This is a genomic window from Thermomonospora echinospora (genome assembly GCF_900108175.1).
In the GTDB taxonomy this organism is placed as follows: Bacteria; Actinomycetota; Actinomycetes; order Streptosporangiales; family Streptosporangiaceae; genus Thermomonospora; species Thermomonospora echinospora.
In genome coordinates this window covers 806,760-826,771 of sequence record NZ_FNVO01000001.1, presented here as the reverse complement: position 1 = coordinate 826,771, position 20,012 = coordinate 806,760, and the positions used below count along the sequence as shown (strand labels likewise).

At 70.4% G+C, this 20,012-nt stretch carries 21 protein-coding genes; 10 read left to right on the top strand and 11 right to left on the bottom strand.

The genetic code is table 11. The annotated features are described in order from the left end of the window. Window positions 1–59 precede the first annotated feature (59 nt). Window positions 60–635 carry a TetR/AcrR family transcriptional regulator gene (locus C4U03_RS03785; protein WP_200827004.1) on the top strand — a complete coding sequence of 192 codons (576 nt, stop codon included), beginning with the start codon at window positions 60–62 and terminating at the stop codon, window positions 633–635. Window positions 636–703: 68 nt separating this feature from the next. Here C4U03_RS03785 and C4U03_RS03780 read toward each other — a convergent pair whose 3' ends face one another. Beyond that, window positions 704–1,519 (bottom strand): MerR family transcriptional regulator, encoded by an 816-nt coding sequence (locus C4U03_RS03780; protein WP_103936152.1) that lies wholly within the window; start codon window positions 1,517–1,519, stop codon window positions 704–706. 113 nt (window positions 1,520–1,632) lie between these two features. On the opposite strand from C4U03_RS03780, the gene C4U03_RS03775 reads away from it, so the two are divergent. Next, complete coding sequence (locus C4U03_RS03775; protein WP_103936151.1) at window positions 1,633–1,995, top strand: nuclear transport factor 2 family protein; 363 nt, start codon at window positions 1,633–1,635, stop codon at window positions 1,993–1,995. Window positions 1,996–2,109: 114 nt separating this feature from the next. On the opposite strand, the gene C4U03_RS03770 is transcribed toward C4U03_RS03775, so the two are convergent. Continuing rightward, window positions 2,110–4,536: a protein kinase domain-containing protein gene (locus tag C4U03_RS03770; RefSeq protein ID WP_103936150.1), complete on the bottom strand. Its 2,427-nt coding sequence runs from the start codon at window positions 4,534–4,536 to the stop codon at window positions 2,110–2,112. 209 nt (window positions 4,537–4,745) lie between these two features. Between C4U03_RS03770 and C4U03_RS03765 the strand changes: the two genes are divergently transcribed. After that, window positions 4,746–5,390: a dihydrofolate reductase family protein gene (locus C4U03_RS03765; protein ID WP_103936149.1), complete on the top strand. Its 645-nt coding sequence runs from the start codon at window positions 4,746–4,748 to the stop codon at window positions 5,388–5,390. Window positions 5,391–5,517: 127 nt separating this feature from the next. Here C4U03_RS03765 and C4U03_RS03760 read toward each other — a convergent pair whose 3' ends face one another. Then, window positions 5,518–6,366, bottom strand: a complete 849-nt coding sequence (locus tag C4U03_RS03760; RefSeq protein ID WP_235017618.1) for an NAD(P)H-binding protein — start codon at window positions 6,364–6,366, stop codon at window positions 5,518–5,520. Between the two features lie 245 nt (window positions 6,367–6,611). Here C4U03_RS03760 and C4U03_RS03755 point away from each other — a divergent pair, with 245 nt between their 5' ends. After that, the gene (locus C4U03_RS03755) at window positions 6,612–7,505 is read left to right on the top strand and encodes an acyl-CoA desaturase (RefSeq protein ID WP_200827040.1); all 894 of its coding nucleotides are present in this window, start codon (window positions 6,612–6,614) and stop codon (window positions 7,503–7,505) included. Between the two features lie 64 nt (window positions 7,506–7,569). Next, window positions 7,570–8,199 carry a cbb3-type cytochrome c oxidase subunit I gene (locus C4U03_RS43125; RefSeq protein ID WP_103936147.1) on the top strand — a complete coding sequence of 210 codons (630 nt, stop codon included), beginning with the start codon at window positions 7,570–7,572 and terminating at the stop codon, window positions 8,197–8,199. 84 nt (window positions 8,200–8,283) lie between these two features. Here C4U03_RS43125 and C4U03_RS03745 read toward each other — a convergent pair whose 3' ends face one another. After that, window positions 8,284–8,760, bottom strand: coding sequence for a pyridoxamine 5'-phosphate oxidase family protein (locus C4U03_RS03745; protein WP_200827003.1), 477 nt, complete (start codon window positions 8,758–8,760; stop codon window positions 8,284–8,286). Between the two features lie 390 nt (window positions 8,761–9,150). On the opposite strand from C4U03_RS03745, the gene C4U03_RS03740 reads away from it, so the two are divergent. Both C4U03_RS03740 and C4U03_RS03735 read left to right on the top strand, forming a co-directional pair. Then, window positions 9,151–9,675, top strand: a complete 525-nt coding sequence (locus C4U03_RS03740) for an RICIN domain-containing protein (protein WP_103936146.1) — start codon at window positions 9,151–9,153, stop codon at window positions 9,673–9,675. A 43-nt stretch (window positions 9,676–9,718) separates the two neighbouring features. Next, window positions 9,719–10,291 carry a hypothetical protein gene (locus C4U03_RS03735; protein ID WP_103936145.1) on the top strand — a complete coding sequence of 191 codons (573 nt, stop codon included), beginning with the start codon at window positions 9,719–9,721 and terminating at the stop codon, window positions 10,289–10,291. Between the two features lie 193 nt (window positions 10,292–10,484). Here C4U03_RS03735 and C4U03_RS03730 read toward each other — a convergent pair whose 3' ends face one another. Further along, window positions 10,485–11,357, bottom strand: coding sequence for an enoyl-CoA hydratase/isomerase family protein (locus C4U03_RS03730; protein ID WP_103936144.1), 873 nt, complete (start codon window positions 11,355–11,357; stop codon window positions 10,485–10,487). Window positions 11,358–11,387: 30 nt separating this feature from the next. Then, window positions 11,388–12,158, bottom strand: coding sequence for an SDR family NAD(P)-dependent oxidoreductase (locus tag C4U03_RS03725; protein WP_103936143.1), 771 nt, complete (start codon window positions 12,156–12,158; stop codon window positions 11,388–11,390). Window positions 12,159–12,376: 218 nt separating this feature from the next. On the opposite strand from C4U03_RS03725, the gene C4U03_RS03720 reads away from it, so the two are divergent. Continuing rightward, complete coding sequence (locus C4U03_RS03720) at window positions 12,377–12,946, top strand: TetR family transcriptional regulator (RefSeq protein WP_235017617.1); 570 nt, start codon at window positions 12,377–12,379, stop codon at window positions 12,944–12,946. A 134-nt stretch (window positions 12,947–13,080) separates the two neighbouring features. Here the strand turns inward: C4U03_RS03720 and C4U03_RS03715 are convergent, their stop codons facing one another. Further along, window positions 13,081–13,734: a TetR/AcrR family transcriptional regulator gene (locus tag C4U03_RS03715; RefSeq protein ID WP_160146903.1), complete on the bottom strand. Its 654-nt coding sequence runs from the start codon at window positions 13,732–13,734 to the stop codon at window positions 13,081–13,083. Window positions 13,735–13,842: 108 nt separating this feature from the next. Between C4U03_RS03715 and C4U03_RS03710 the strand changes: the two genes are divergently transcribed. Further along, window positions 13,843–15,180 carry a cytochrome P450 gene (locus tag C4U03_RS03710; RefSeq protein ID WP_103936316.1) on the top strand — a complete coding sequence of 446 codons (1,338 nt, stop codon included), beginning with the start codon at window positions 13,843–13,845 and terminating at the stop codon, window positions 15,178–15,180. Window positions 15,181–15,291: 111 nt separating this feature from the next. Then, on the top strand, window positions 15,292–15,381 hold the full coding sequence (locus tag C4U03_RS42920; protein ID WP_407701403.1) for a hypothetical protein: 90 nt from the start codon (window positions 15,292–15,294) through the stop codon (window positions 15,379–15,381). Here C4U03_RS42920 and C4U03_RS03700 read toward each other — a convergent pair. The 4 genes from C4U03_RS03700 to C4U03_RS03685 form a co-directional block, all read right to left on the bottom strand. Then, window positions 15,341–16,084, bottom strand: a complete 744-nt coding sequence (locus C4U03_RS03700) for a class I SAM-dependent methyltransferase (protein ID WP_103936141.1) — start codon at window positions 16,082–16,084, stop codon at window positions 15,341–15,343. The two genes, C4U03_RS42920 and C4U03_RS03700, sit on opposite strands and share 41 nt — an antisense overlap. Further along, window positions 16,071–17,225, bottom strand: a complete 1,155-nt coding sequence (locus tag C4U03_RS03695) for a DegT/DnrJ/EryC1/StrS family aminotransferase (RefSeq protein WP_103936140.1) — start codon at window positions 17,223–17,225, stop codon at window positions 16,071–16,073. Before C4U03_RS03695 ends, C4U03_RS03700 begins: the two co-directional genes overlap by 14 nt. Window positions 17,226–17,359: 134 nt before the next feature. Beyond that, complete coding sequence (locus C4U03_RS03690; RefSeq protein ID WP_103936139.1) at window positions 17,360–18,652, bottom strand: cytochrome P450 family protein; 1,293 nt, start codon at window positions 18,650–18,652, stop codon at window positions 17,360–17,362. A gap of 39 nt (window positions 18,653–18,691) precedes the next feature. Beyond that, window positions 18,692–20,011 carry an activator-dependent family glycosyltransferase gene (locus C4U03_RS03685; protein WP_146087239.1) on the bottom strand — a complete coding sequence of 440 codons (1,320 nt, stop codon included), beginning with the start codon at window positions 20,009–20,011 and terminating at the stop codon, window positions 18,692–18,694. Window position 20,012 lies beyond the last annotated feature (1 nt).

Genomic DNA, 20,012 nt, shown 5'->3' with positions numbered 1-20,012 from the left:
CGCACTCGGGAATCCCCAGCTCGGTCGGCTATCCTGTGTTAGCCAACTGTGGAGGGAACGTGAGCCGGTCCGACGACATCCGCGCCGCGGCGCTGGAACTGTTCACGCACCGGGGATACGAGGCCACCACGATGGCCGACATCGGTGCGGCGGTCGGGATCCGCGGCCCGAGCCTGTACAAGCACGTGGCGTCCAAACAGGACCTGCTGGCCCAGATCATGACCGCCACGATGCAGGAACTGCTCGCCGTCCACCGGGCCGCCGTGGCCAGCAGCGACGATCTGACCGAGCGCCTGCGCCGGGCCACCGAGGCGCACGTCCGCTACCACGCGCGGCACCGGCTCGAGGCCTTCGTCGGCAACCGCGAGATCCGCAGCCTCGTCGAACCCCACCGCGGCCGGGTGCTGGCCCTGCGCGCCGAGTACGAGGCCTGCTTCCGCGAACTCGTCAACGCGGGCGTCGCCGCGGGGCGCTTCCGCGTGGCCTCGGCCCGCCTGGCCTCCTATGCCGTGCTCGACCTCGGCATGGGCGTCTCGGCCTGGTACCGCGAGGACGGCGAACTCTCCGAGGACACCGTCGTCTGGCAGTACAGCGACTTCGCCCTCCGCCTCGTCGGCGCAGTCCCGGAACCGTAGCCGACGGCGGGCTCCGCGAGCCGGGTGTCCCGGCCGACCGGACTTCCGGTGCGGCAGGAAGACGCCTTTCAGCCGGTGGTGCGGAAGACGGGCCAGCCGATCTCGGTCCGCCAGGCGTCGGGATTATCGGTGTCTCTGGGGCCGACCAGGTAGTTCTCCCGTACCGGCCCAGCGACGGCAAGGGTGTGCTCGGTGACGTACGTGCCCAGGGCCCCATAGGAAACGTCGATGTCGTCGTGCGGCCCGCGGTGCACGGTTACCGCCAACTCCGCCGCCGGAATGACGAACGGGTGAACGCGGCCGGCGGCCGGCGGGTCGGCGACGGGCACGAACACGACCGCATCGCCGCGCTCCTCGGTGAACAGCTCGTTGCCGTACAGCCCTCCCGGGGGTCCGGACGGGGTCAGGCCCGCGGTGTGCAGAGCACGGTCGATCTCCTCCATCGCGCCGCCGTACCAGGCGTTCGCCTCCTTGAGGTCGATGGTCGCCCGAACGGCGGCGACCGTCGTCGTCGGTTCCACGCGCAGCTCCACCTCGATCGGCGGGACCGCGGGCTCCAGCAGCCGGCGCAGCGACGTCACCGCGGCCCGCGTGCGGTCGAGTTCGTCCTCCAGCCGGGCCAGATGGCGGCCGATCAGCGCGGCGCGGGCGTCCGGGTCGGCGGTCGCGAGCACCTCGCGGATCTCGCGAAGCGGCATCCCCAGCTCACGGAAGCGGCGGATCACCTGGGCCGTCGGCACCTGCGCGGTGGAGTAGTAGCGGTATCCGGTGTACGGGTCGACCTCCTCGGGCTCCAGCAGGCCCGCCTCGTGGTACCGGCGCAGCGTCCGCACGCTGAGGTGCGTGATCCGCGAGAAGTCACCGATCGTGAGACCCCTGTGCATGCTCGCACTCTGGCTCTGGCCGACCGCGCAGGTCAAGCCGGCCCGGCCGCACTTTGACCCTCCCCCTGGGGGAGCCCTGACGGTGGAGACCGCTCGAACGAAAGGAGCAGCGAATGGCCACCCTGGCTCTGCCCAAGCCGGTCGAGGACTACCTTGCCGCCGCCAACGCGCACGACCTCGACGCCCTGATCGCGACGTTCGCGCCCGACGCGCTGGTCAATGACGCGCGCCGGGAGTTCCGCGGCATGAGGGCCATCAGGCGATGGCTCGCCGAGGAGCTGATCGCCGCAAAGGTGACCAAAAAGATCGGCGACGTGCGGGAGCACTATGGCGAGGTCGTCGCCGATGTGATCATCGACGGTGAGTTCGACAGAACCGGGCTGCCTGACCCGGTGGTCCTCACGCACTACTTCACCGTCCGCGACGGCCGGATCGTGCGATTGATCATCATTCTGAACGAGTCCGTGCGGTCGTGACGGGTTGCGTCCACGGTGGTGGTGTACGGGTTGCCGCCGGTCAGCGGGCGTGGCGTCGTGATGTGAGACGGCTCCGTTTTGCGGACGCTCCCTCGCCTACGGTCAAGAGGCCGATCAGGGCATGCCTGAGGCGGCGAGCCCCTCCGGGGTGTCGAGGAGGGCTTCGTGCAGCTGCTGAGGAGTCTGGTAGCGGGCCTCGCGATCTGGCATGAGCGCGGTGTCCAGGACCCTGCGGAAGGGCGGAGTGATCTCCAGCTCGGAGGTGTCGATCCCCTGCTGGACCACCCGGTAGAAGATCGCCTCCATCGGCAGGTCGGCGTGGGGGTGCCGGCCCAGGATGAGGACGAGCATCAGCAGGCCGAGCGCGTAGATGTCGCTCCGGATGTCGGCCGGTTCCCCGGAGAGCTGTTCCGGGGCGAGGTAGAGCGGGGTGCCGACGACCACTTGGGGAGCGGTGATGTCCATCGTGTTGCCGGTCCAGCGCTTGATGATGCCGAGGTCGATGATCACCGGACCGCGGTCGGCGGCCATCAGGATGTTGGCGGGTTTGATGTCGACACGGGCCAGTCCCCGGGCGGAGAGGTGGGCGAGCGCGTCGGACAGGGCCAGCCCGATCCGTGCCGCCTGGCCGGGCGGGCACGGGCCGTCGGTGTCGAGGATCTCGCTGAGGCTGCGGCCCTGGACCAGCTCCATGATCAGTGCGAGCTCGTCGTCCATGATGTCGAGCGTCCGCACGATGTGCCGGTGCACGACCTCCTTGGCGATCGCCATCTCGCGCCGGAAGCGGGCCCTGGTCCGTGGATCGTTCGCCAGTGTCGGGTGCAGGACTTTGACGGCGACGTCGATGTTCAGCCGGGAGTCGCGGCCCCGGTAGACGGTGCTGGTCCCGCCCTGGCCGATGACCGACGTCAGTGAGTACCGGCCGGCGCCCAGCGTCATGATGGGCGGGCCGTCGTCACGGGCTTGGGGTTCGAGCGCGCCGGAGACGTTCAGATCGGCGCGTTCGGCCTCGTTCCCGCGGGCGAACCCGATCAGCCGCTCCCTGATGCGGGTGGCGAGCCGGTAGGACTTCTGCTGGGCCTCGGCCACGTCGCCGATCATGGTGGAGTCGGCCCCCGGGTCGCGGATCACCTCGATCACGTCCCGGGCGGCGAGATGACCCAGCAGCGGGTCCGCGAGGTTCTGGGAGATGTGCAGGGACGGGTCGAGTTCGAGGTTCTGCACGGCGTTCTCCAGATCGGCGACCGTGAAGGGCCGGCCGTTGCTGCGCAGGATCCAGTCCACGATGTAGTAGCAGCCGAGCCGCCACCTGTCCTCGTCCAGCGCAAGGGAGAACGAGGCCGCGTCCCGCTGCTCGAAGAAGGCCTGGAGCGTGCCCTCCAGCTCGGCATAGAAGCGGATCCGCTGCTGGTCCTCCTCGGTGAGGAACAGGCCGGGCCGGCCGCCCTCCCAGCGAACGAACCCGTTGAACTCCTGGAGCAGGCGGCGCGGTATCCCCCGGCCCTTGAACTCCAGATAGTCGACGAGTCCCTCGGTGACCGATGCGGGCAGGTCGTTGCGCCACCGCAGGAGTGCCCCGGTCAGGTCGTCGGCGGCCGACCAGCTGCAGGGAACGTACAGGCGCCATGCGAACACGCTCTCGTAGACGCTGTTGCCCCGGCCGACGTCCATGACGACCCTGTCGTGCAGGTCGGGCCCGGCGACCACCAGGAAGTGCGCCCCCGGCATGGTGAGCACGTTCTTCATCTCCGACAGCGTCCTGCGGACGCCTTCCAGCCCGGCGTCCTCGGCCGTGAGCTTGTCGACCTCGTCGATGACCACCACGATGTGGATGCGGGGCGCGCCGGGCCGCCGCCTGCGCCACCGCCTGCGGCGTCCGGCCGGCGCGGTATCGGGTGCGTTGGTCAGCAGGTGGATGATGCGGATCAGGTCGTACTCGGCGTCGGTCTCCGAATAGTTGAGGTAAGCGGCCTCGGAGGCGAGGGCACGGCTGCGCTTGGCCGACATCCCGGCCTTCGAGGTGAACAACCCGGCCGTCACGGTCTTGACGGCCTTGTCCGCGAGCCCGAGGTCCAGATTGGCGGCACGTTCGGACGCCTCGGTGGTCGTCTGTTTGAGCTGCAGCGAGGTCCGGGCGTAGGACAGCAGGAGGGCCTGCTGGGTACGCGACGGCAGCCGGGCCAGGTAGCCCTGGTCGTTGAGGGTCTCGAAGATCCTCCTGATGATGGCCACCAGCAGCCGGTCGGTCGAGGTCGAGCGGGCCACGCTGAGGACCACCGGCAGCAGGATGGGACCACCTCGCTCGCCGGCCAGTTCGTCCAGTGCGCGCAGCACGAGCGTGGTCTTGCCGACGCCTCGGAAGCCCGAGATCAGGAACGTGCCCCCGGCCGAGTACCTGATCCGTTCTTTCAGGTGCTCGACAAGCCCCGGATCACCGAGGAACGGGACCGCGTCCTGCGCGCGCATGGGCTCGTGCAGGTAGCGGAATCCAGGCGAGACCAGTGCCATGGGGTCTCGGGTCTGGGGCAGCCTCTGCGCCATAGCCAACCTCGCCGACCGTTCGAGTGCCCCACAACCCTACCGAGCCGGATGGGAAATGACGCTCGTTCCGGCTATGACGCGTGCGGCCTTCGGTAGTTCTCGCAGGTCAGAACGCCAGGAGGTCCGGTTCCGTCCGGTCCCGGACACAGCGATGAGTTTTTCCGGCTCGGCGGGTCTCCACATCGTCATCGACCACACAGGAGGAACACATGGCTCAGCTGCTGAGGGTCCAGAACTTCAACGTCTCCAGTGACGGAATCGGTGCCGGCGAGGACCAGAGCCTGGAGCGCCCGTTCGGCCACGTCGAGCCCGAGAAGCTGTTCGCCTGGGCCGGCGCCACGGCGAGTTGGTCCATGCGCACCGACCCCGGAGGGAGCCGGGGCCTCGACGACTACTTCATCCGGGACTACGCACACAACATCGGTGCCGAGATCATGGGCCGCAACAAGTTCGGGCCCCAGCGTGGGCCCTGGAAGGACCACGAGTGGCGCGGCTGGTGGGGTGACGAGCCCCCGTTCCACACCCCGGTGTTCGTCATGACCCACCACGAACGTCCTTCGTTCACGCTCTCCGACACCACGTTCCACTTCGTCGGCGGCGACCCGGCCACGGTCCTCGAACAGGCGCGGGAGGCGGCGCAGGGTAAGGACGTCCGGCTCGGCGGCGGGGTCACCACCATCCGGCAGTTCCTCGACGCCGACCTCGTCGACACCATGCACGTGGTGGTCTCGCCGATGAAGCTCGGGTCCGGGCTACGGCTCTGGGAGTCCCCCGATGAGCTCCTCGACCGGTTCCACCATGAGGTCGTGCCCAGCCCGAGCGGCGTGACGCACCACCTGTTCTGGCGAAAGTGACACCAGGATCCACCGGGGATGCCGGCGCGACCGATGCGGGCGTTCCAGTAGGTGATCGCGTAGCTGCGGGCGAGTTGCCGATGCAGGCCGCAGTACTCGCCCGCGGCTATCAAGCGTGTGGGCGTAGTCAGGCCGTGGCGGTGAGGGCGGCCGTGACGGCTTGCTCCACAGTGGTGGCCGGATGGCCGAGCAGGTGGGCGAGATCGTCGGTCTGGCGTTCCAACGTCCCTGCGCGGGCCTGGGCGTACAGCCAGCCCATCGGACCGGGAATCTCCTGCGGCTGCGGGCGGCAGGCCACTGGCACACCAGAGACTCGGGTGAGGGTCGCGGCGAGTTCGGGATAGGTCCACGGCGGGCCGGTGAGGTCATAGCCGCGGCCTGCGTGACCGGAGCCGGTCAGCACCTGCACGGCCGCCCCGGCCAAATCGGCGCGGAACGCGGTGTTGATCCCCCGGCCTGCGGTCGGGTCGGCCAATTCACCGGCGGTGACGGCGGCGCGCAGTGCCTGCGGGGCCAAGAACGCCTCGCTGTAGAAGGGATGGCGGAGCATCGTGTACGGCAGGCCACTGGCCAAGATCGCCTTTTCCGTGGCGTGGTGCGCGGCGGCCACACCGGCATCGCTGACGTCCGCGCCCAGCACGCTGGTATAGGCCAGGGCTCCGACACCGGCGCTCCTGGCGGCCTCGACGGCGCCCAAGTGCTGGGACACGCGCCGGCCGGGATCCAGTTCGGGCGAGGAGATCAGCAGCAGCCGGGCCGCCGCGTCGAACGCCTTGACCAGGCTCTCCGGCCGGTCGTAGTCGCCATGGCGTACCTGCACGCCCCGGGCCGCCAGATCGGCCACGGCCGCCGGGCGGCGCACCACGACCGCGATCTGCTCGGCGGGCAGGCGATCAAGCAGCCGATCGACCACCAGCCGGCCAAGAGCGCCGGAGGCGGCGCAGACCGCAACGAGTCCGCTGGGTTCGGTGTCCACGGCAGCAACCCTCGACACCCTGATCATCATTGTCAAAGGGTTTTCGGCCGACGAGCGGGCGGCCCCGGCCGGGCTCCGGCACGAAGGGACCAAAGTCCCTCGGCGGGCGGGCCGTCCGTCCCTGCCGCCGGGCAGGCCCGTGGCGGTGGTCTATGACGCGTCGTCGTCGCACGCACGCGGAAGGACCAGCCGTGACCCCCAGCACCAGCGTGGGCAGCCTGCACGCCCCCGAGCCGGTCGGCCCGATGGAGGACGAGGAGTCCAGACCCTGGGAACGGATCCTCATCGGGGTGTTCATCACGGTGCCGCTGCTGGCCGTCGCCGCCGCCGTGCCGGTCGCCTGGGGCTGGGGGCTCGGCTGGCGGGACGTGGTGATCACGGCGGTGCTGTACCTGGTCACCGGGTTCGGCATCACCGCCGGCTACCACCGGCACTTCACGCACGGGTCGTTCAAGGCGCCCCGGCCGGTGCGGTACGCCCTCGGCATCGCCGGGAGCATGGCCCTGGAGGGGCCGATCACCCGGTGGGTCGCCGACCACCGCAAACACCATCGGTACTCCGACCGGGACGGTGACCCGCACTCACCGTGGAAGTACGGCCGGTCCCCGGGCGGGCTCGTGCGCGGCCTGCTGCACGCCCACATGGGCTGGATGTTCGACAAGGAGCAGACCCCCAAGCGCCGGTATGCGCCCGACCTGCTGGCCGACCGTGACGTGGCGCTGATGACGCGGCTGTTCCCGCTGTGGGTGGCGATCTCGCTGCTGCTGCCCGCCGTGGTCGGCGGGCTGTGGTCGTGGTCCTGGCAGGGCGCCCTCAGCGGGTTCTTCTGGGGCGGGCTGGTGCGCATCGGGCTGATCCACCAGGTCACCTGGTCGGTGAACTCGCTGTGCCACGTGTTCGGCAAACGGCAGTTCGCCACCCGGGACCGTTCCACCAACGTGTGGTGGCTCGCGCTGCCGTCTCTCGGCGAGTCGTGGCACAACCTCCACCACGCGCTGGCCACCAGCGCCCGGCACGGCGTGCTGCGCGGCCAGCTCGACCCCAGCGCCGCACTGATCCGGCTGCTGGAACGGCTGCGGCTGGCCTATGACGTGCGCTGGCCCGACCCCGCGCGGGTCGCCGCCAAGCGCCTGCCCTGAATCCCGCCCGCGCACCGGCCGCGCCCGGGGCGCGGCCGGGGCGCGCGACCCCCTGGAGTGAGCAATGACCCTGACCAGACCGGCGGCGGATTCCGCCCCTGCGGCGCTGCGACGGTCCCCGAGCAAGGGCTCGATCCTCGTCGGCTGGCTGACCTCCACCGACCACAAGGTGATCGGTTATTTGTACCTGATCACCTCGTACGCGTTCTTCCTGATCGGCGGGGTGCTGGCCCTGGTGGTGCGGGCCGAGCTGGCGCAGCCCGGCCTGCAGCTGGTGTCCGGCGAGCAGTACAACCAGGCGTTCACCATGCACGGCCTGATCATGCTGCTACTGTTCGCCACCCCGCTGTTCGTCGGCTTCCACGCCACGTTCCTGGTGCAGCACTGGCTGGGCGTGGCGGGCTTCCCGCGCCGCTACGCCGACTACGCGGCCGAGTTCACCACCTTGAACGTGGTGTCCACGGTGGGCGCGTTCCTGCTCAGCGTCTCCACCCTGCCGTTCGTGTGGAACGTGTGGCGCACCTGGCGGACCGGCGCCAGGGTCGAGACCGACGACCCGTGGGGTCACTGCGGATCCCTGGAATGGGCGACGAGTTGCCCGCCGCCCCGGCATAACTTCACCGCCATCCCGCGGATCCGCTCCGAACGGCCTGCCTTCGACCTGCACCATCCGCACCTGGCGCTGAAGGACTGAACCCTTCAACACGTGGCCCGGGAACGTACGCCGAGGGCCGGATCCCGCACCGGGATCCGGCCCTCGGCGTACGTGTGCAACGCGTCAGCCGTCGTCCTCCTCTTCGACCACCACCCGGTGACCGAAGACCACCTCGGGGCGGATCCGGATCACCTGGTCCTTGACGCCGTCCTCGTCGCCGATCCAGGAGTCGATCCGGGCCAGGTGCCGGGCGGCCTCCGCGGGGTCCTCGACCGGCGTGGCCCAGCCGTTCACCACCACGCTCCAGCCCAGCCGAGTCGCCGGGTCGATGTCGTCGGCCGCGTAGGCGACCAGCAGGTCCCCGGCGCGCACCGCCTCGGCCACCGCCGAGCCCGCATGGGTGCGGAACAGCACGTCACCCTGCTCGACGACATGGTTGACCGGACGGATCGTCGGAGTCCCGTACAGGACCAGGCACAGCCGCCCCAGCGGCGTGCCGCCCAGCAGTTCCAGCGACTCGGCGGCGCGCAACCGCCGCATCCGCCGGCGCGGCCAGCTGGGGGCGGTCGGGTGGACGAGATCGGGCACATGAGCGGGCATGAGGCGTCTTTCCGGACGGAGGCTGATGATCTCCTGGCATCCTGCGGCCTCCCCGATCGGCCCGCCAGGGACCAACGGCCCATGGTCGGCTGCGAAAGACCCGCTCCCGGGACGCCGCGGGATCAGCGGGCGAACACCAGGACGACACCGCAGGCGATGCCGACGGCCAGCACCACCACCGACCCCTTGGGTCTTCGCCGGGCTCCGTGGACTTGTGTTACTTCCTGCCAGGACGAGGATGACTTTCGTAACTAATAGTCACCAGTCGGATACTCAAAGCTTGTATCGGGGGGAGTATGCCGTCCCGTCCTTCCAGGTTCTCGCCGGCGGCGGACATGGAAGGTAATCAGCGTTGCTGGAGGGATTCATGTTCTGGAAGGGAGGGCTCTCATGCCCACCGCCAACATCAGCCCGCAGACCTCGACGGCCGCCTCCCAGGTCTCACTGACCGAGGGCGTCAAGATGATCGTCCATGACGTCACCGGCGGCTACATGTTCACCGACAACTACAACGACAACGTCGGCGAGGCCATCCAGATCTGGAACGAGGACGCCCTGCGGACCGACCCGAGCGTGGCCGGGCACCGCTGGTACATCGTGGCCGACGAGGGAGGCACCTACCGGATCGAGAGCGGTCACCGCCGCCGGGCGCTGACCGCCTCCACCACCCCCAACGACCATCCGCGTCTGCGGGAGCGCAGCACCAGCCTGCAGGTGCTGCAGCGCTGGCACATCATCCCCTCCCAGGGGATCGGCAGCAGCTACCTGATCGTGCCTGCGATGTTCCCCGACTACGCCCTGGGCCCCCACTTCGGCATCCAGACCGGCGACGTCTACATCAAGCCCACCCGGATGTGGCTGGGCGAGCCGGCCATCGGCCACATCTGGCAGATCGGCGACGCCCCCGCGCTGTGACCGGCACCGCCCTCTGCCGCTCGCACCTCCGGGAAGGAGCATCGTGACCGCCTACGTCAAACCCCGCTTCCGGCTGCCCGGCCAGGACCAGCCGGACCGGCCGCTGCCACCCGTGCCGCGGCCCGACCCCGTCGCGGTGGCGATCCAGCAGGTCCGGGCGACGATCTGGACCGCCGACGCCGACTACGCCGACACCCGCAGCCGCCTGTACCTGGGACTGGCCGGCCGTGAGTTCGCCCTGTCCATCGACGAGAACGACCTGGCCCGGGCGGCCCGGACCACCTTCGTCCTCGGCGAGGAGGCCAACATCGACAACGCCGCCGGCAACGACCCGCGCACCCCGCCCTTCCCGTGGCGGGACGGAGAGCATCCGGTCTACCTGCGGCTGGAAACCGACGGTGACGAGCCGGCCTGGCTGCTGGAGTGGGCCCGGATCGACATCAATCCCGACACCGACCAGGCCATCGCCTACGAACAGCCCGCCCTCCCCGGTCCGCGACCCGGCCACCGGCTCTGGCTCAGCGACACCACCGGAAAGATCGTCTACCTGACCCGCGCCACAACCCGACCCGCCCCACCCGCCGACACCGACCCCGAACCCGAATCCCAGCCCTGACGCCGGCCCCCGCTCAAAAGAGCCCCGCCACGCTCCACCACGCCTGGCGGGGCTCACCCGAGGGCGAAAGGCGCCAATGGCCGTGAATCCAACTTCGGCGGGCTGACCGGGTCAGCGGCTCCGGCCGGGCCTGGTCAGCGCTGTTTCAGGGATCTTCCACAGGTCACGTCGGCGCTGAGGGTGAGGTGCGCGGTCAGGAGTCGGTGTACTCCGGGGGGCGACGCTGCAGGAAGGAGGTGATCTGTTCGGTCTGGTCGCGGGTGTAGGAGGTGAGGATCTGGGTCCGGTTCTCCAAGTCGATGCCGGCCTGGAGGCTGCCGACCTCCAGCTGGCTCCAGGCGACCTCCTTGGTCATCCATACGCCCATAGGGCTGTTGGCGCAGATGAGAGCGGCGGTCTCCAAGGCCGCTTGGACCACCGAGCCGTCCTCGACGACCCGGCTGACCAGGCCGATGCGCAGTGCCTCCGTGGCGTCCACGAAGCGGCCGGTGAGCAGCAGTTCATGGGAGAGGCCCGCGCCGATCAGGCGGGGCAACAGCCAGCTGACGCCGATGTCACAGCCGGACAGGCCGATCTTCACGAACGCCGCGTTGAACCTGGCGGACGCGGCGGCGATCCGGACGTCGCTGGCCAGGGCCAATGCGAAGCCACCGCCGGAGGCCGGGCCGTTGACGGCGGCGATGACCGGCTGCCGCAGGTTGCGCAGCTTCGGGACGAGCGAGGCGATGGCCTGCTGGACGTGCATGCCCGCCTGAGGGCTCCGGCGCCGTGCGGCCGCCTCCTCCGTCGCCGCTGGAGCGGCCTCGCGGGCCGGGGGTTCGTGCAGGTCGAGCCCTGCGCAGAACGCCCGTCCCGCACCGGTGACGACGACAACGCGGCAGTCCTCGTCCACGGCGATGCCGTCGAGCGCGGTGTGCAGATCCTTGATCAGCTCGCCGGACATGGCGTTGAGCCGGTGCTCCCGGTCCAAAGTGAGGAGGCGAACGCCCGGCGCGGGCTCCTCCACGCGCACCGTCCGGCCCGAGGCGGGAGTGTCGCGCAGGTAGGCGTCGCTGTCGATCAGCATGGAATTCCTTAACTCGTGGACGGCCGGTGGTCAGCGCGGCACGAGGCCGCCGTCGGCGATGAGGACCTGGCCGGTGACGAAGCTCGACGCATCTGAGGCGAGGAACAGCGCGGGGCCGACCATCTCGTCCGGGTCGGCCATGCGCCTTTGCAGGGAGGCCTGTTCCATGGCCGTCTGGAACTCGGGCGGGTTGTTGCGGACCATGTCGGTGTCCACCGTGCCCGGCGCCAGGGCGTTGACCCGGATGCCGCGAGAGGCGAACTCGGCCGCCATGGAACGGGTGTAGGCCACCATGGCCGCCTTGGCCGCGGCGTACATCGACACGTACGGGGAGAACAGGAACGCTCCCGCGGACACGACGTTGACGACCGAGGCGCACGGGCTCTCGGTGAGCTGGTCGAGTGCCCGTTGTACCAGGAAGACCGGCCCGCGGACGTTGACGTCCTGGGACTTGGCGAATGCCTCCGGGGTGAAGGATCCCAGCGGCAACGCCAAGGGGTTGGCCGCGTTGTTGATCAGGATGTCGAGTCTTCCGAAAGTGTCGACGGTACGCGTCACCAGGGTGTCCAGCGCGTCCAGGTCACCCAGATGGGTAGGGACGCCGAGCGCCGATCCGCCCATCGCCTTCAGGTGCGTCTCGGTCTCGGCGCAGGCCTCGGGCTTACGGCTGGCCACCACGACGCTTGCTCCGGCGGCGACGAACCCCTCGGCGATCGCGCGTCCGATACCCCGTGTGCCCCCGGTGACGACCGCCACCCGGCCGGACAGATCGAAGAGCGACCGCAGGCGTTCAGCGTCCATGCCGGCCTCCCGGTGAGGGCGCCTGGCCGCTCCGGGCTCCGCGCCCTGACCTGGAACATCGTTGATCGCGCAACGCGGACGTCCTCTCTCCTGGGCTCCGGCGCCAGGCGACCGGGCTCCCGGCATCTTCGGAGACTTTGCATCAATTGCGACAGAGTGTCAATATTCACCCTGTGAGTGAGGCGGGAGGTTCCCTACGGGAGCGGAAGAAGCAACGCGTGTACACCGCGACCGCGCAGGCCGCCGTGAAGCTCGTCGCCGAGCGCGGCATGCAGGCGGTCCGCGTGGAGGACATCTGCGAGCGCGCCGAAATCAGCCGCTCCACCTTCTTCCGCTACTTCGACTCCAAGGAGAGCTGCTTCATCACCGGTCTGCACTACGGCCGCCTCGATGCGGTGCTGGCCGCCCTGGACGCCCGCCCGGCGCAGGAGGACGCCTTCACCGCGCTGTGCAACGCCTTCTTCGACATCACCGCGAACTGGCGCCGCTACCGGGAGGTGACCCGGCTCGAAGCCCGCATCCGCGCCGAGACCCGCACCGCACGGGCACACGCCGATGCCGAACTGGTCTCCTGGGAGAACGCTCTGGCCACCGCCCTGGAAGCGCGTTGCGCCGGCATCGCCCCCGATGCCCGTCCCCTCGCTCCGCGGCTCGTTGCGGGAGTCGTCCTGTGCGCGGTACGGCTGGCCACCGAACGATGGCTGGAGGAGGGCGCTGCCCGATCACCGGCGGAGAAGTACGCCGAAGCCTTCGCCGCGGTCCGCACGGTGATCGAGAACAGCCGATAACGGCCAGGCGGGTACGCCGTGCGGTCGGCGGCACACCGGTCCGCCGACGGTCGTACCGGACCCCAAAGCGTCAATGGCGCCGACGCCATCGGCCGCGGTAGCCGGGGTGTGGTGCGCCGCCGGCACCGGGGCGGTCAGGGAAGCTGGGCGTTGAGCGCGGGTGGGAGGGCCGTGGTGGCCATGAGCAGGGCGACGATGTAGTCGATGAGGTGGTCGCGGCTCGTGTCAAGGTCGCCGCGCAGCCACAGCGTGATGGTCTCCCAGATTCCGGCGGTGATGGTCAGGGCGGTGAGCCGGAGATCCTCGGGAGACAGGGGGACCTCGTCCAGCAGTTCGTGAACCTGGGCGATGAAAATCTCCATGACCGCCTGGACGATCTCGTGCTTGCGGCTTTGGAGCAGCGGAGACGCCGGGAACTCGCGGGCCATGACCTGTGCGCGGCGCGGGTCTTCGGCGAGGAAGTCGAAGATGGCCGTGACCACCACCTGGGTGCGGGTGCGCAGGTGGCGAGGAGCGCTGCGGGCCACCTCCAAGATCGCCGTGATGCCGCGGGCGGCCTGGTCGTCGACCACCGCCAGGAGTAGGGCGCCCAGGTCGGTGAAGCTCTCGTAGAAGTACCGGTCGTTAAGACCGGCGCGGCTGGAGATCCCCCGGACGGTCGCGGCCTGCCAGCCCTCGGTGCCCAGCAGGTCCCAGGCCGCCTCCATGATCGCGGCGCGTCGCTGAGCCATGCGTTCGGCGGCGGACACTCCCTTGTAGGGCCGCACGGTCGGTCTCTGCTGGCTCACGGTCCTGATTGTGCCCCACCCTCTTGACATTCCGGACCAAAGTTGGTGATGGTGGACACCACATTTTCTGGTGTTATTCGTCACCAGAAAGAGGAGGCGGTGCTGACCATGCGGAGACCACCAGCCGATGCGGCCCCCATCGACCTGAGCGACCTGCGGTTCTGGGCGAGGCCGCCGCAGGAGCGGGCGGCGGCCTTCGCGGACCTGCGGTCACGCGAACCGCAGTTCTTCGAGCTGCCCCAACTGCCGTTCATGCCGCAGAGCACGGGCTACTGGGCGATCGTCCGGCACTCCGACATCACGCAGATCAGCCGGCTTCCCGAGGTGTTCTCCAGCGAGCCGAGCGCCACCGCCCCGTCCGACATGCCGGGCTGGATGAACAAGTACTTCAACTCGATGATCGACATGGACGATCCACGGCACGCCAAGATCCGGCGGATCGTCTCCCGGGCGTTCACCCCCAAAGTGCTGGCCAAGACCGAGGACGACATCGCCGCACGCGCCACGCGGATCGTGGACGAACTGATCCGGACCGGGCCGTGTGACTTCGTGTCCCAGGTGGCGGCACGGCTGCCGACCGAGGTCATCTGCGACATGCTCGGCATCCCCGCCGGGCACCACCGGCGGGTCATCGAACTGACCAACGTCATCGTGGGCTACAGCGATCCGGAATACGTCGGCGACGGCCTGCGCTACGTCGACGGCCAGGCGCGCATCGGCCGCCTGGCCACCGTCCGGCTGCTCGGCAGGGTGGCGCGGGCGGGGTGGGAGCTGCACCGGCTCGCGGCCCGGATCGGCCGCGAACGGCGCGTCCGGCCCACCGGCGATCTGACCTCGCTACTGGTCAACGCCAACCTCGACGGTGAACGGCTGAGCCCGCGCGAGTTCGGGGCGTTCTTCCTCCTGCTGGTGGTCGCCGGCAACGAGACGACCCGGAACGCGATCGCCCATGGCCTCAAACTGCTCACCGATCACCCCGACCAGCGCGAGCTCCTCCTGGCCGACTTCGACGCGCGGATCGGCGGTGCGGTGGAGGAGATCGTCCGCTACTGCACTCCGGTGATCTTCATGCGCCGCAACGTCACCCGCGACTACGAGCTGGGCGGGCACGTCTTCCGCAAGGGCGACAAAGTCAACCTGTTCTACGGGTCGGCGAACCGGGACGAGGCTGTCTTCCCCGATCCCGACGTCTTCGACATCACCCGGTCCCCCAACCCGCACGTCGGGTTCGGCGGCCCGGGACCGCACTTCTGCCTGGGCGCCAACCTCGCCCGCAGAGAGATCACGGTGATGCTCCGCGAGCTGCTGACCCGACTGCCCGACATCACCGCGGGCGAACCCGACCGGCTGCTGTCGGGCTTCATCAACGGCTACAAGCGCCTGCCCTGCACCTTCACCCCTCCCAACGACGTCACGGCCGCCGCCTCCGCGGGCACGAAGCCCTGACAGGACGGGCCGTGGCCCAAGCCTGGGCCGCGTTCGTGGCCGTCTTGGCCGTCGCCGGACAACACCTGGCCGGTCATCTCCCGCCTGCCTCGCGGGGAGCAGGCCGGGCGGTTGCGGGACGGCGCGCTGACGGCGGCGAGGACCTCGGCCTTTCACGAGCTCAAGGGGCACCCGCATGAGGAGCAACGGCTCGACGGGTGAGCCGCCCGATGAACAGGCCGCGTCGCGACTGAACGCCTTCGATGTACTCGGTGGAGCAGCCCGCGTCGCGAAGGGCTCGCTCGTACAGCTCGCGCCGCCACAGGCCGAAGGTCTGCCGTTCGGTGAAGTGCCTGATGCTCTGGCGGTCCGCGACAAGGTAGTGACTGTCGACCCGGACGAACTCGCCGTCGCGCTCGGCCCGGGACACCCGTGAGACGGTGCGTCCGTTCTCCCGCAGGACGTCACCGGCGATATGCCCCTCCACGTAAGCCTCGGGAAAGTACCAGGGTTCGACGACCAGGACGCCGCCGGGCACGAGGTGGGCGGCCATGCGCGCGACGGCGGTCCGCATGGCCTGGGCGGAGGGCAGGTAGGCGACGGCGGACGACAGGGAGATCACGGCGTCGTACCTCCGCCCGAGGTCGAAGTCGCACATGTCCCCGGCGTGCACGCGCACACCGGGAAGCTTGGCCCGGGCGACCGCGATCATCGACTCGGACCGGTCGAGTCCTTCGACGTGGTCGAAGCACGCGCGCAGCGCGCTCAGGTGCTCCCCCGTGCCGCAGCCGACGTCAAGCAGGGAGACCGCGCCGGGACGCCGGGTCCGGACGACCCGCGTCACCAGCTCCGCCTCGGCGCGGAAGTCCTGGCCGCGTCCCCGGTAGACCAGGTCGTACACCTCGGCGAGGTCAGCGTCGAACACGGCCCCCGCCGCGGTTGCCGACCACCTTGGCGAGCTGGCCGACCACGGTCTCGACGTCCTCGTCGGTGAGGCCCTGGTGGATGGGCAGCAGCAGGGTCGTCTCGGCCGCCTCGTCGGTGCGCGGCAGCCGCGCCTCGGACCGGTAGAGCGACGTCCGGTGCAACGGCGGGTAGCGGAAGGTGGTGTAGATGCCGCAGTCGAGCAGGTCTTCGGCCACCTGGTCGCGGATCGCCGCGTCGAGCTGGACCCAGTAGAAGTAGTACGAGCCCACGTGCCCGTCCGGCAGCGGAGGCGGTGTGCGCACGCCCTCGACCTCGGCCAGCAGGCGGTCGTAGGTCTCGGCGATCGCGCGCCGCCGCGCCACGAAACCGGCCAGGCGCCGCAGCTGGACGCTGCCGATCGCGGCGGTGACGTCATTGCCGATGCTGCGGCGGCCGATCTCCTGGACGGCCAGCTCCCACCAGCGCCGCCGCAGGTCGGCCATCGCGGTGAACGAGCTGCGGTCCACCATGCCGTGGTAGGCCAGCCGGTGGGCGCGGCGGGCCAGCTCGGGGTCGCGGACCCGCAGCACGCCGCCGTCGCCGGTGGTGATGATCTTCCGGGCGTCCAGGCTCCACACGCCGATGTCGCCGAACGTCCCGCACATCGTGCCGTTCACGCTGGAGGCGATGGAGCACGCGGCATCCTCGACGAGCGCCACACCGCGCTCGCGGCACAGCGCCGCGATGCCCTCGATCTCACCGGGATGACCGCCGTAGTGCAGCACCACCACGGCCTTCGTCCGCGGCGTCAGCGCCCGCTCGACGTCGGTGACCGTCGGGTTGAGCGTGCGGGAGTCGACGTCGCAGAAGACCGGCCAGGCGCCGGTGACGGCGACCGCGTTGGCGTTGGCGATGAAGTTCACCGACGGGAGCACCACGTCGTCGCCGGGGCCGAGCTCCAGCAGTTCCATCGCCATGAACAGGCCCGAGGTGCAGGAGTTGACGAAGAGCACTCCATCGCGCTCCACCTGGAGGTGCGCGGCGAACTCCGTCTCGAACGCCTGGGTGCGCGGGCCGTATCCCAACCAGTTGCGGGCGAACACCTCGCGGATCGCTTCGAGCTCCTCTTCGCCGAGACTCGGCTGGAAAACGTTGATCATCTCGCCTCCGGGAACGGCGCCGGATCGTTTCGGGGACCGTACCGGCGGGTGGCAGAGAACCGATGGTGGCCGCGGACCGTCCCGGCGGCGCGGCCGGACGGATCGTCCAGCGATCGTTGAGCGGACCGCGAGCCTCAGCGAACGGCTGCCGGGAACCGCAGCACCCCGCGGGTGATCGGGGACCGGGGCCGACGGAGCACCGGGCCGGTCCGGCGGACCCGCGGCAGCTCGTCCGCGATCGTCCGCAGCGTCGCGGCCGCCATACGGCGGGCCGGCGGACCGGCGGGCTCGGTCAGCGGACCGTCGGGCAGGGCGGCACGGCCGCCTCGCTCCAGGCTGAAGCGGTCGGGGTCGTCGTACACGGCCGGATCGCGCTCGGCCGCCTCGACCACCACGACCACCTCGTCGCCGACCCGCACCTTGTGCCCGCCCAGCTCGACGTCTTCGTGAGAGAAGAGCCGGTGCAGCCGCACCGGAGGCGCGTACCGCATCGTCTCCTCGATCGCGAGGGCGGCGCACGCCGGTTCGTCCCGCACCCGCTCCCATGCCTCAGGGTGGTCGAGCAGGGCCTGCACCGCGTCGCAGACCAGGTTGATCGCCATGTCGACACCGACGACCGCGAGGGAGACGCAGGCGGCAAGTGCGTCGTCCAGGGAACGCCCTTCGCCCACGGCCGCGTCCACCAGACGCCCGGTCGAGCCGCCGTTCCGGCGAAGGGAGCCGTCGAGCAGCTCACGCATGCCGGTGATCGCCGCGGTCAGTCTGCGGGCCGGCGCGAGCAGGGGCGGGCACAGGGTGGCGTCCAGGGCGCCGTCCGTCCCGGCGCACAGCTCGGCGAAGCGCTCGCCATCGGACGCGCGCAGGCCGAGCACCTCGGCGACCGCGGCCACGGCGACCGGACGCGCGAGGTCGTCGCGCAGGTCGAAGTCGCCGTCGAGCGTCCGGACCCGCCGCGCGCACAGATCCGCGGCCAGGTCCTCCACGCCGTCGAGGACGGCCCGCGTCAGCGCCCGCAGACGTTCGCACGCCGGACGGCCGAGAGTGAGGGACGCCTGGCCCAAGGGCAGGAGCTGCTCCATCCGGGGCAGGTCGAACGGGAGGACGCGCTCCCGCTCGGCGCGCGCCTCGTCCGGCTCCTGCGGTGCCGCGTACTCAGGGCCGAGGCGCGCGTCCGACAGCGCGGCGGCCGCCAGATCATGGTGGGCCGTCACCCAGACGGCGGCGTGACTGCGGTAGAGGGGGCCTCGCGACCGCATCCGCCGTCCAAGGTCGTGCGGGTCGTCGCTCGCCGCGCGGAGCAGGAGCGCGTAGGGGTCGTCCTTCACCCCCATGATCCACTGGGCGCCGTGCATGAGCAGCAGGAGATAGCTCAGCTCATGATCCGCCATCCCGGTCGCCAGGTCCTTGTCCATCGAGCCGTCCGCCATGGGGCGGACGCTACGGACGGCCGCTCTAGCCTTCCTCGATCAGGGCTGAAGCGAGGCCGCCGGCGCCGCGGGACGCCCCGCGCCCGCGCGGTGTCCGGCGGTCAGCTTCTCCAGCACCGGGACGACCTCGCCGGGGGACGGCATGTCCCGGATCTCGGCGGCGAGGCGGTCCGCGCCCGCCGCGAACGAGGGCTCGTCGAGGACCCTCACCAGCATGTCCCGCAGCCCGGCCGCCGTGAGCCGGTCGGGCTCCACGTACAGGCCCGCCCCCGCGTCCCGCGCCAGGCGCGCCTTGAGCGTGGTGTCCCACAGGCCGCTCGGCAGGACGATCTGCGGCACGCCGTGCGCCAGGACGGTCTGCATCGTGCCGAAGCCGCCCTGGTGGATGCTCGCCGCGCAGGTGGGGAGCAGCTCGTGCAGGGGCGCGAAGTCCACGGTCCGGACGTTGTCCGGCACCTGCGCCACGGTGGCGAGCTGGTCGGCGTTCAGGGTGGCCACCACCTCGACGTCGAGGTCGGCCACGCCCTCCAGCAGCTCGGAGACGACGGCGCGCTCGCGTCCGGCCAGCTCACGGCGGGACAGCCCAAGGGTGAGGCAGACGCGGCGCCGGCGCGGCGGTTCCCTGAGCCAGGCCGGAACCGTCGTCCCCCCGCTGTAGGGCACATGGCGCAGCGGCACCCGGTGCACGCCGGTCGGCAGCCGCATCGACGGCGGGACGGGGTCGATCGTCCACTGGCCGACGATCACGTCCTCGCCGAACGGGCAGCCGAACCGCGCCAGCTCCGGTTCCAGCCACTCCCGCATGGGGTCCTCGCGCAGCTCCGGCGGCCTGCGGGCCTGGACGGCGCGGAACCCCTCCCGCATCCTGCCGAGCAGGTCGACGCCGAACACCATCCGCGCGTGCGCCGCGCCGCAGGCCCTGGCCGCCACCGGACCGGCGAACGCGAACATGTCCCAGATCACCAGGTCGGGCTTCCACGCGCGGGCGAAGCCGACGAGGTCGTCCACCAGCCCGCCATAGGAGACGGGAGGGAAGCCCAAGGTGGTCATGACGAGCGAGACGCCGTGCACAAAGTCGTCGTCGAGGTCATCTCCGGCGAACTCGTCCATCCGCATCAGGTCCCACGGGTTCAGCGTCCGGTCCGACTCCATGGGCATGGCGGTGATGGCGTCCTCCAGGTTGAGCGCCTCGCCCACGGGCACGACGGTGAGCCCGGTCTCGGCGATCTCGTCGACCAGGTCGGGCTGGCTCGCGACGCACACCTCATGACCCGCCGCCCGCAGCGCCCAGGCCAGCGGGACGTGCGGATAGACGTGGGCCTTGACGGGCAGGGCCATGATCAGGACTCGCACCGGCATC

Bases quoted from the DNA above. Each gene is read 5' to 3' on its own strand.
- C4U03_RS03745 (WP_200827003.1), bottom strand. From the start codon at position 8,760: ATGCCCGCTCATGTGCCCGATCTCGTCCACCCGACCGCCCCCAGCTGG.
- C4U03_RS03730 (WP_103936144.1), bottom strand. From the start codon at position 11,357: ATGCTGATCGACAGCGACGCCTACCTGCGCGACACTCCCGCCTCGGGC.
- C4U03_RS03780 (WP_103936152.1), bottom strand. From the start codon at position 1,519: ATGCACAGGGGTCTCACGATCGGTGACTTCTCGCGGATCACGCACCTC.
- C4U03_RS03740 (WP_103936146.1), top strand. From the start codon at position 9,151: ATGCCCACCGCCAACATCAGCCCGCAGACCTCGACGGCCGCCTCCCAG.
- C4U03_RS43125 (WP_103936147.1), top strand. From the start codon at position 7,570: ATGACCCTGACCAGACCGGCGGCGGATTCCGCCCCTGCGGCGCTGCGA.
- C4U03_RS03770 (WP_103936150.1), bottom strand. From the start codon at position 4,536: ATGGCGCAGAGGCTGCCCCAGACCCGAGACCCCATGGCACTGGTCTCG.
- C4U03_RS03755 (WP_200827040.1), top strand. From the start codon at position 6,612: ATGGAGGACGAGGAGTCCAGACCCTGGGAACGGATCCTCATCGGGGTG.
- C4U03_RS03765 (WP_103936149.1), top strand. From the start codon at position 4,746: ATGGCTCAGCTGCTGAGGGTCCAGAACTTCAACGTCTCCAGTGACGGA.
- C4U03_RS03710 (WP_103936316.1), top strand. From the start codon at position 13,843: ATGCGGAGACCACCAGCCGATGCGGCCCCCATCGACCTGAGCGACCTG.
- C4U03_RS03725 (WP_103936143.1), bottom strand. From the start codon at position 12,158: ATGGACGCTGAACGCCTGCGGTCGCTCTTCGATCTGTCCGGCCGGGTG.
- C4U03_RS03690 (WP_103936139.1), bottom strand. From the start codon at position 18,652: ATGGCGGACGGCTCGATGGACAAGGACCTGGCGACCGGGATGGCGGAT.
- C4U03_RS03685 (WP_146087239.1), bottom strand. From the start codon at position 20,011: ATGCCGGTGCGAGTCCTGATCATGGCCCTGCCCGTCAAGGCCCACGTC.
- C4U03_RS03775 (WP_103936151.1), top strand. From the start codon at position 1,633: ATGGCCACCCTGGCTCTGCCCAAGCCGGTCGAGGACTACCTTGCCGCC.
- C4U03_RS03695 (WP_103936140.1), bottom strand. From the start codon at position 17,225: ATGATCAACGTTTTCCAGCCGAGTCTCGGCGAAGAGGAGCTCGAAGCG.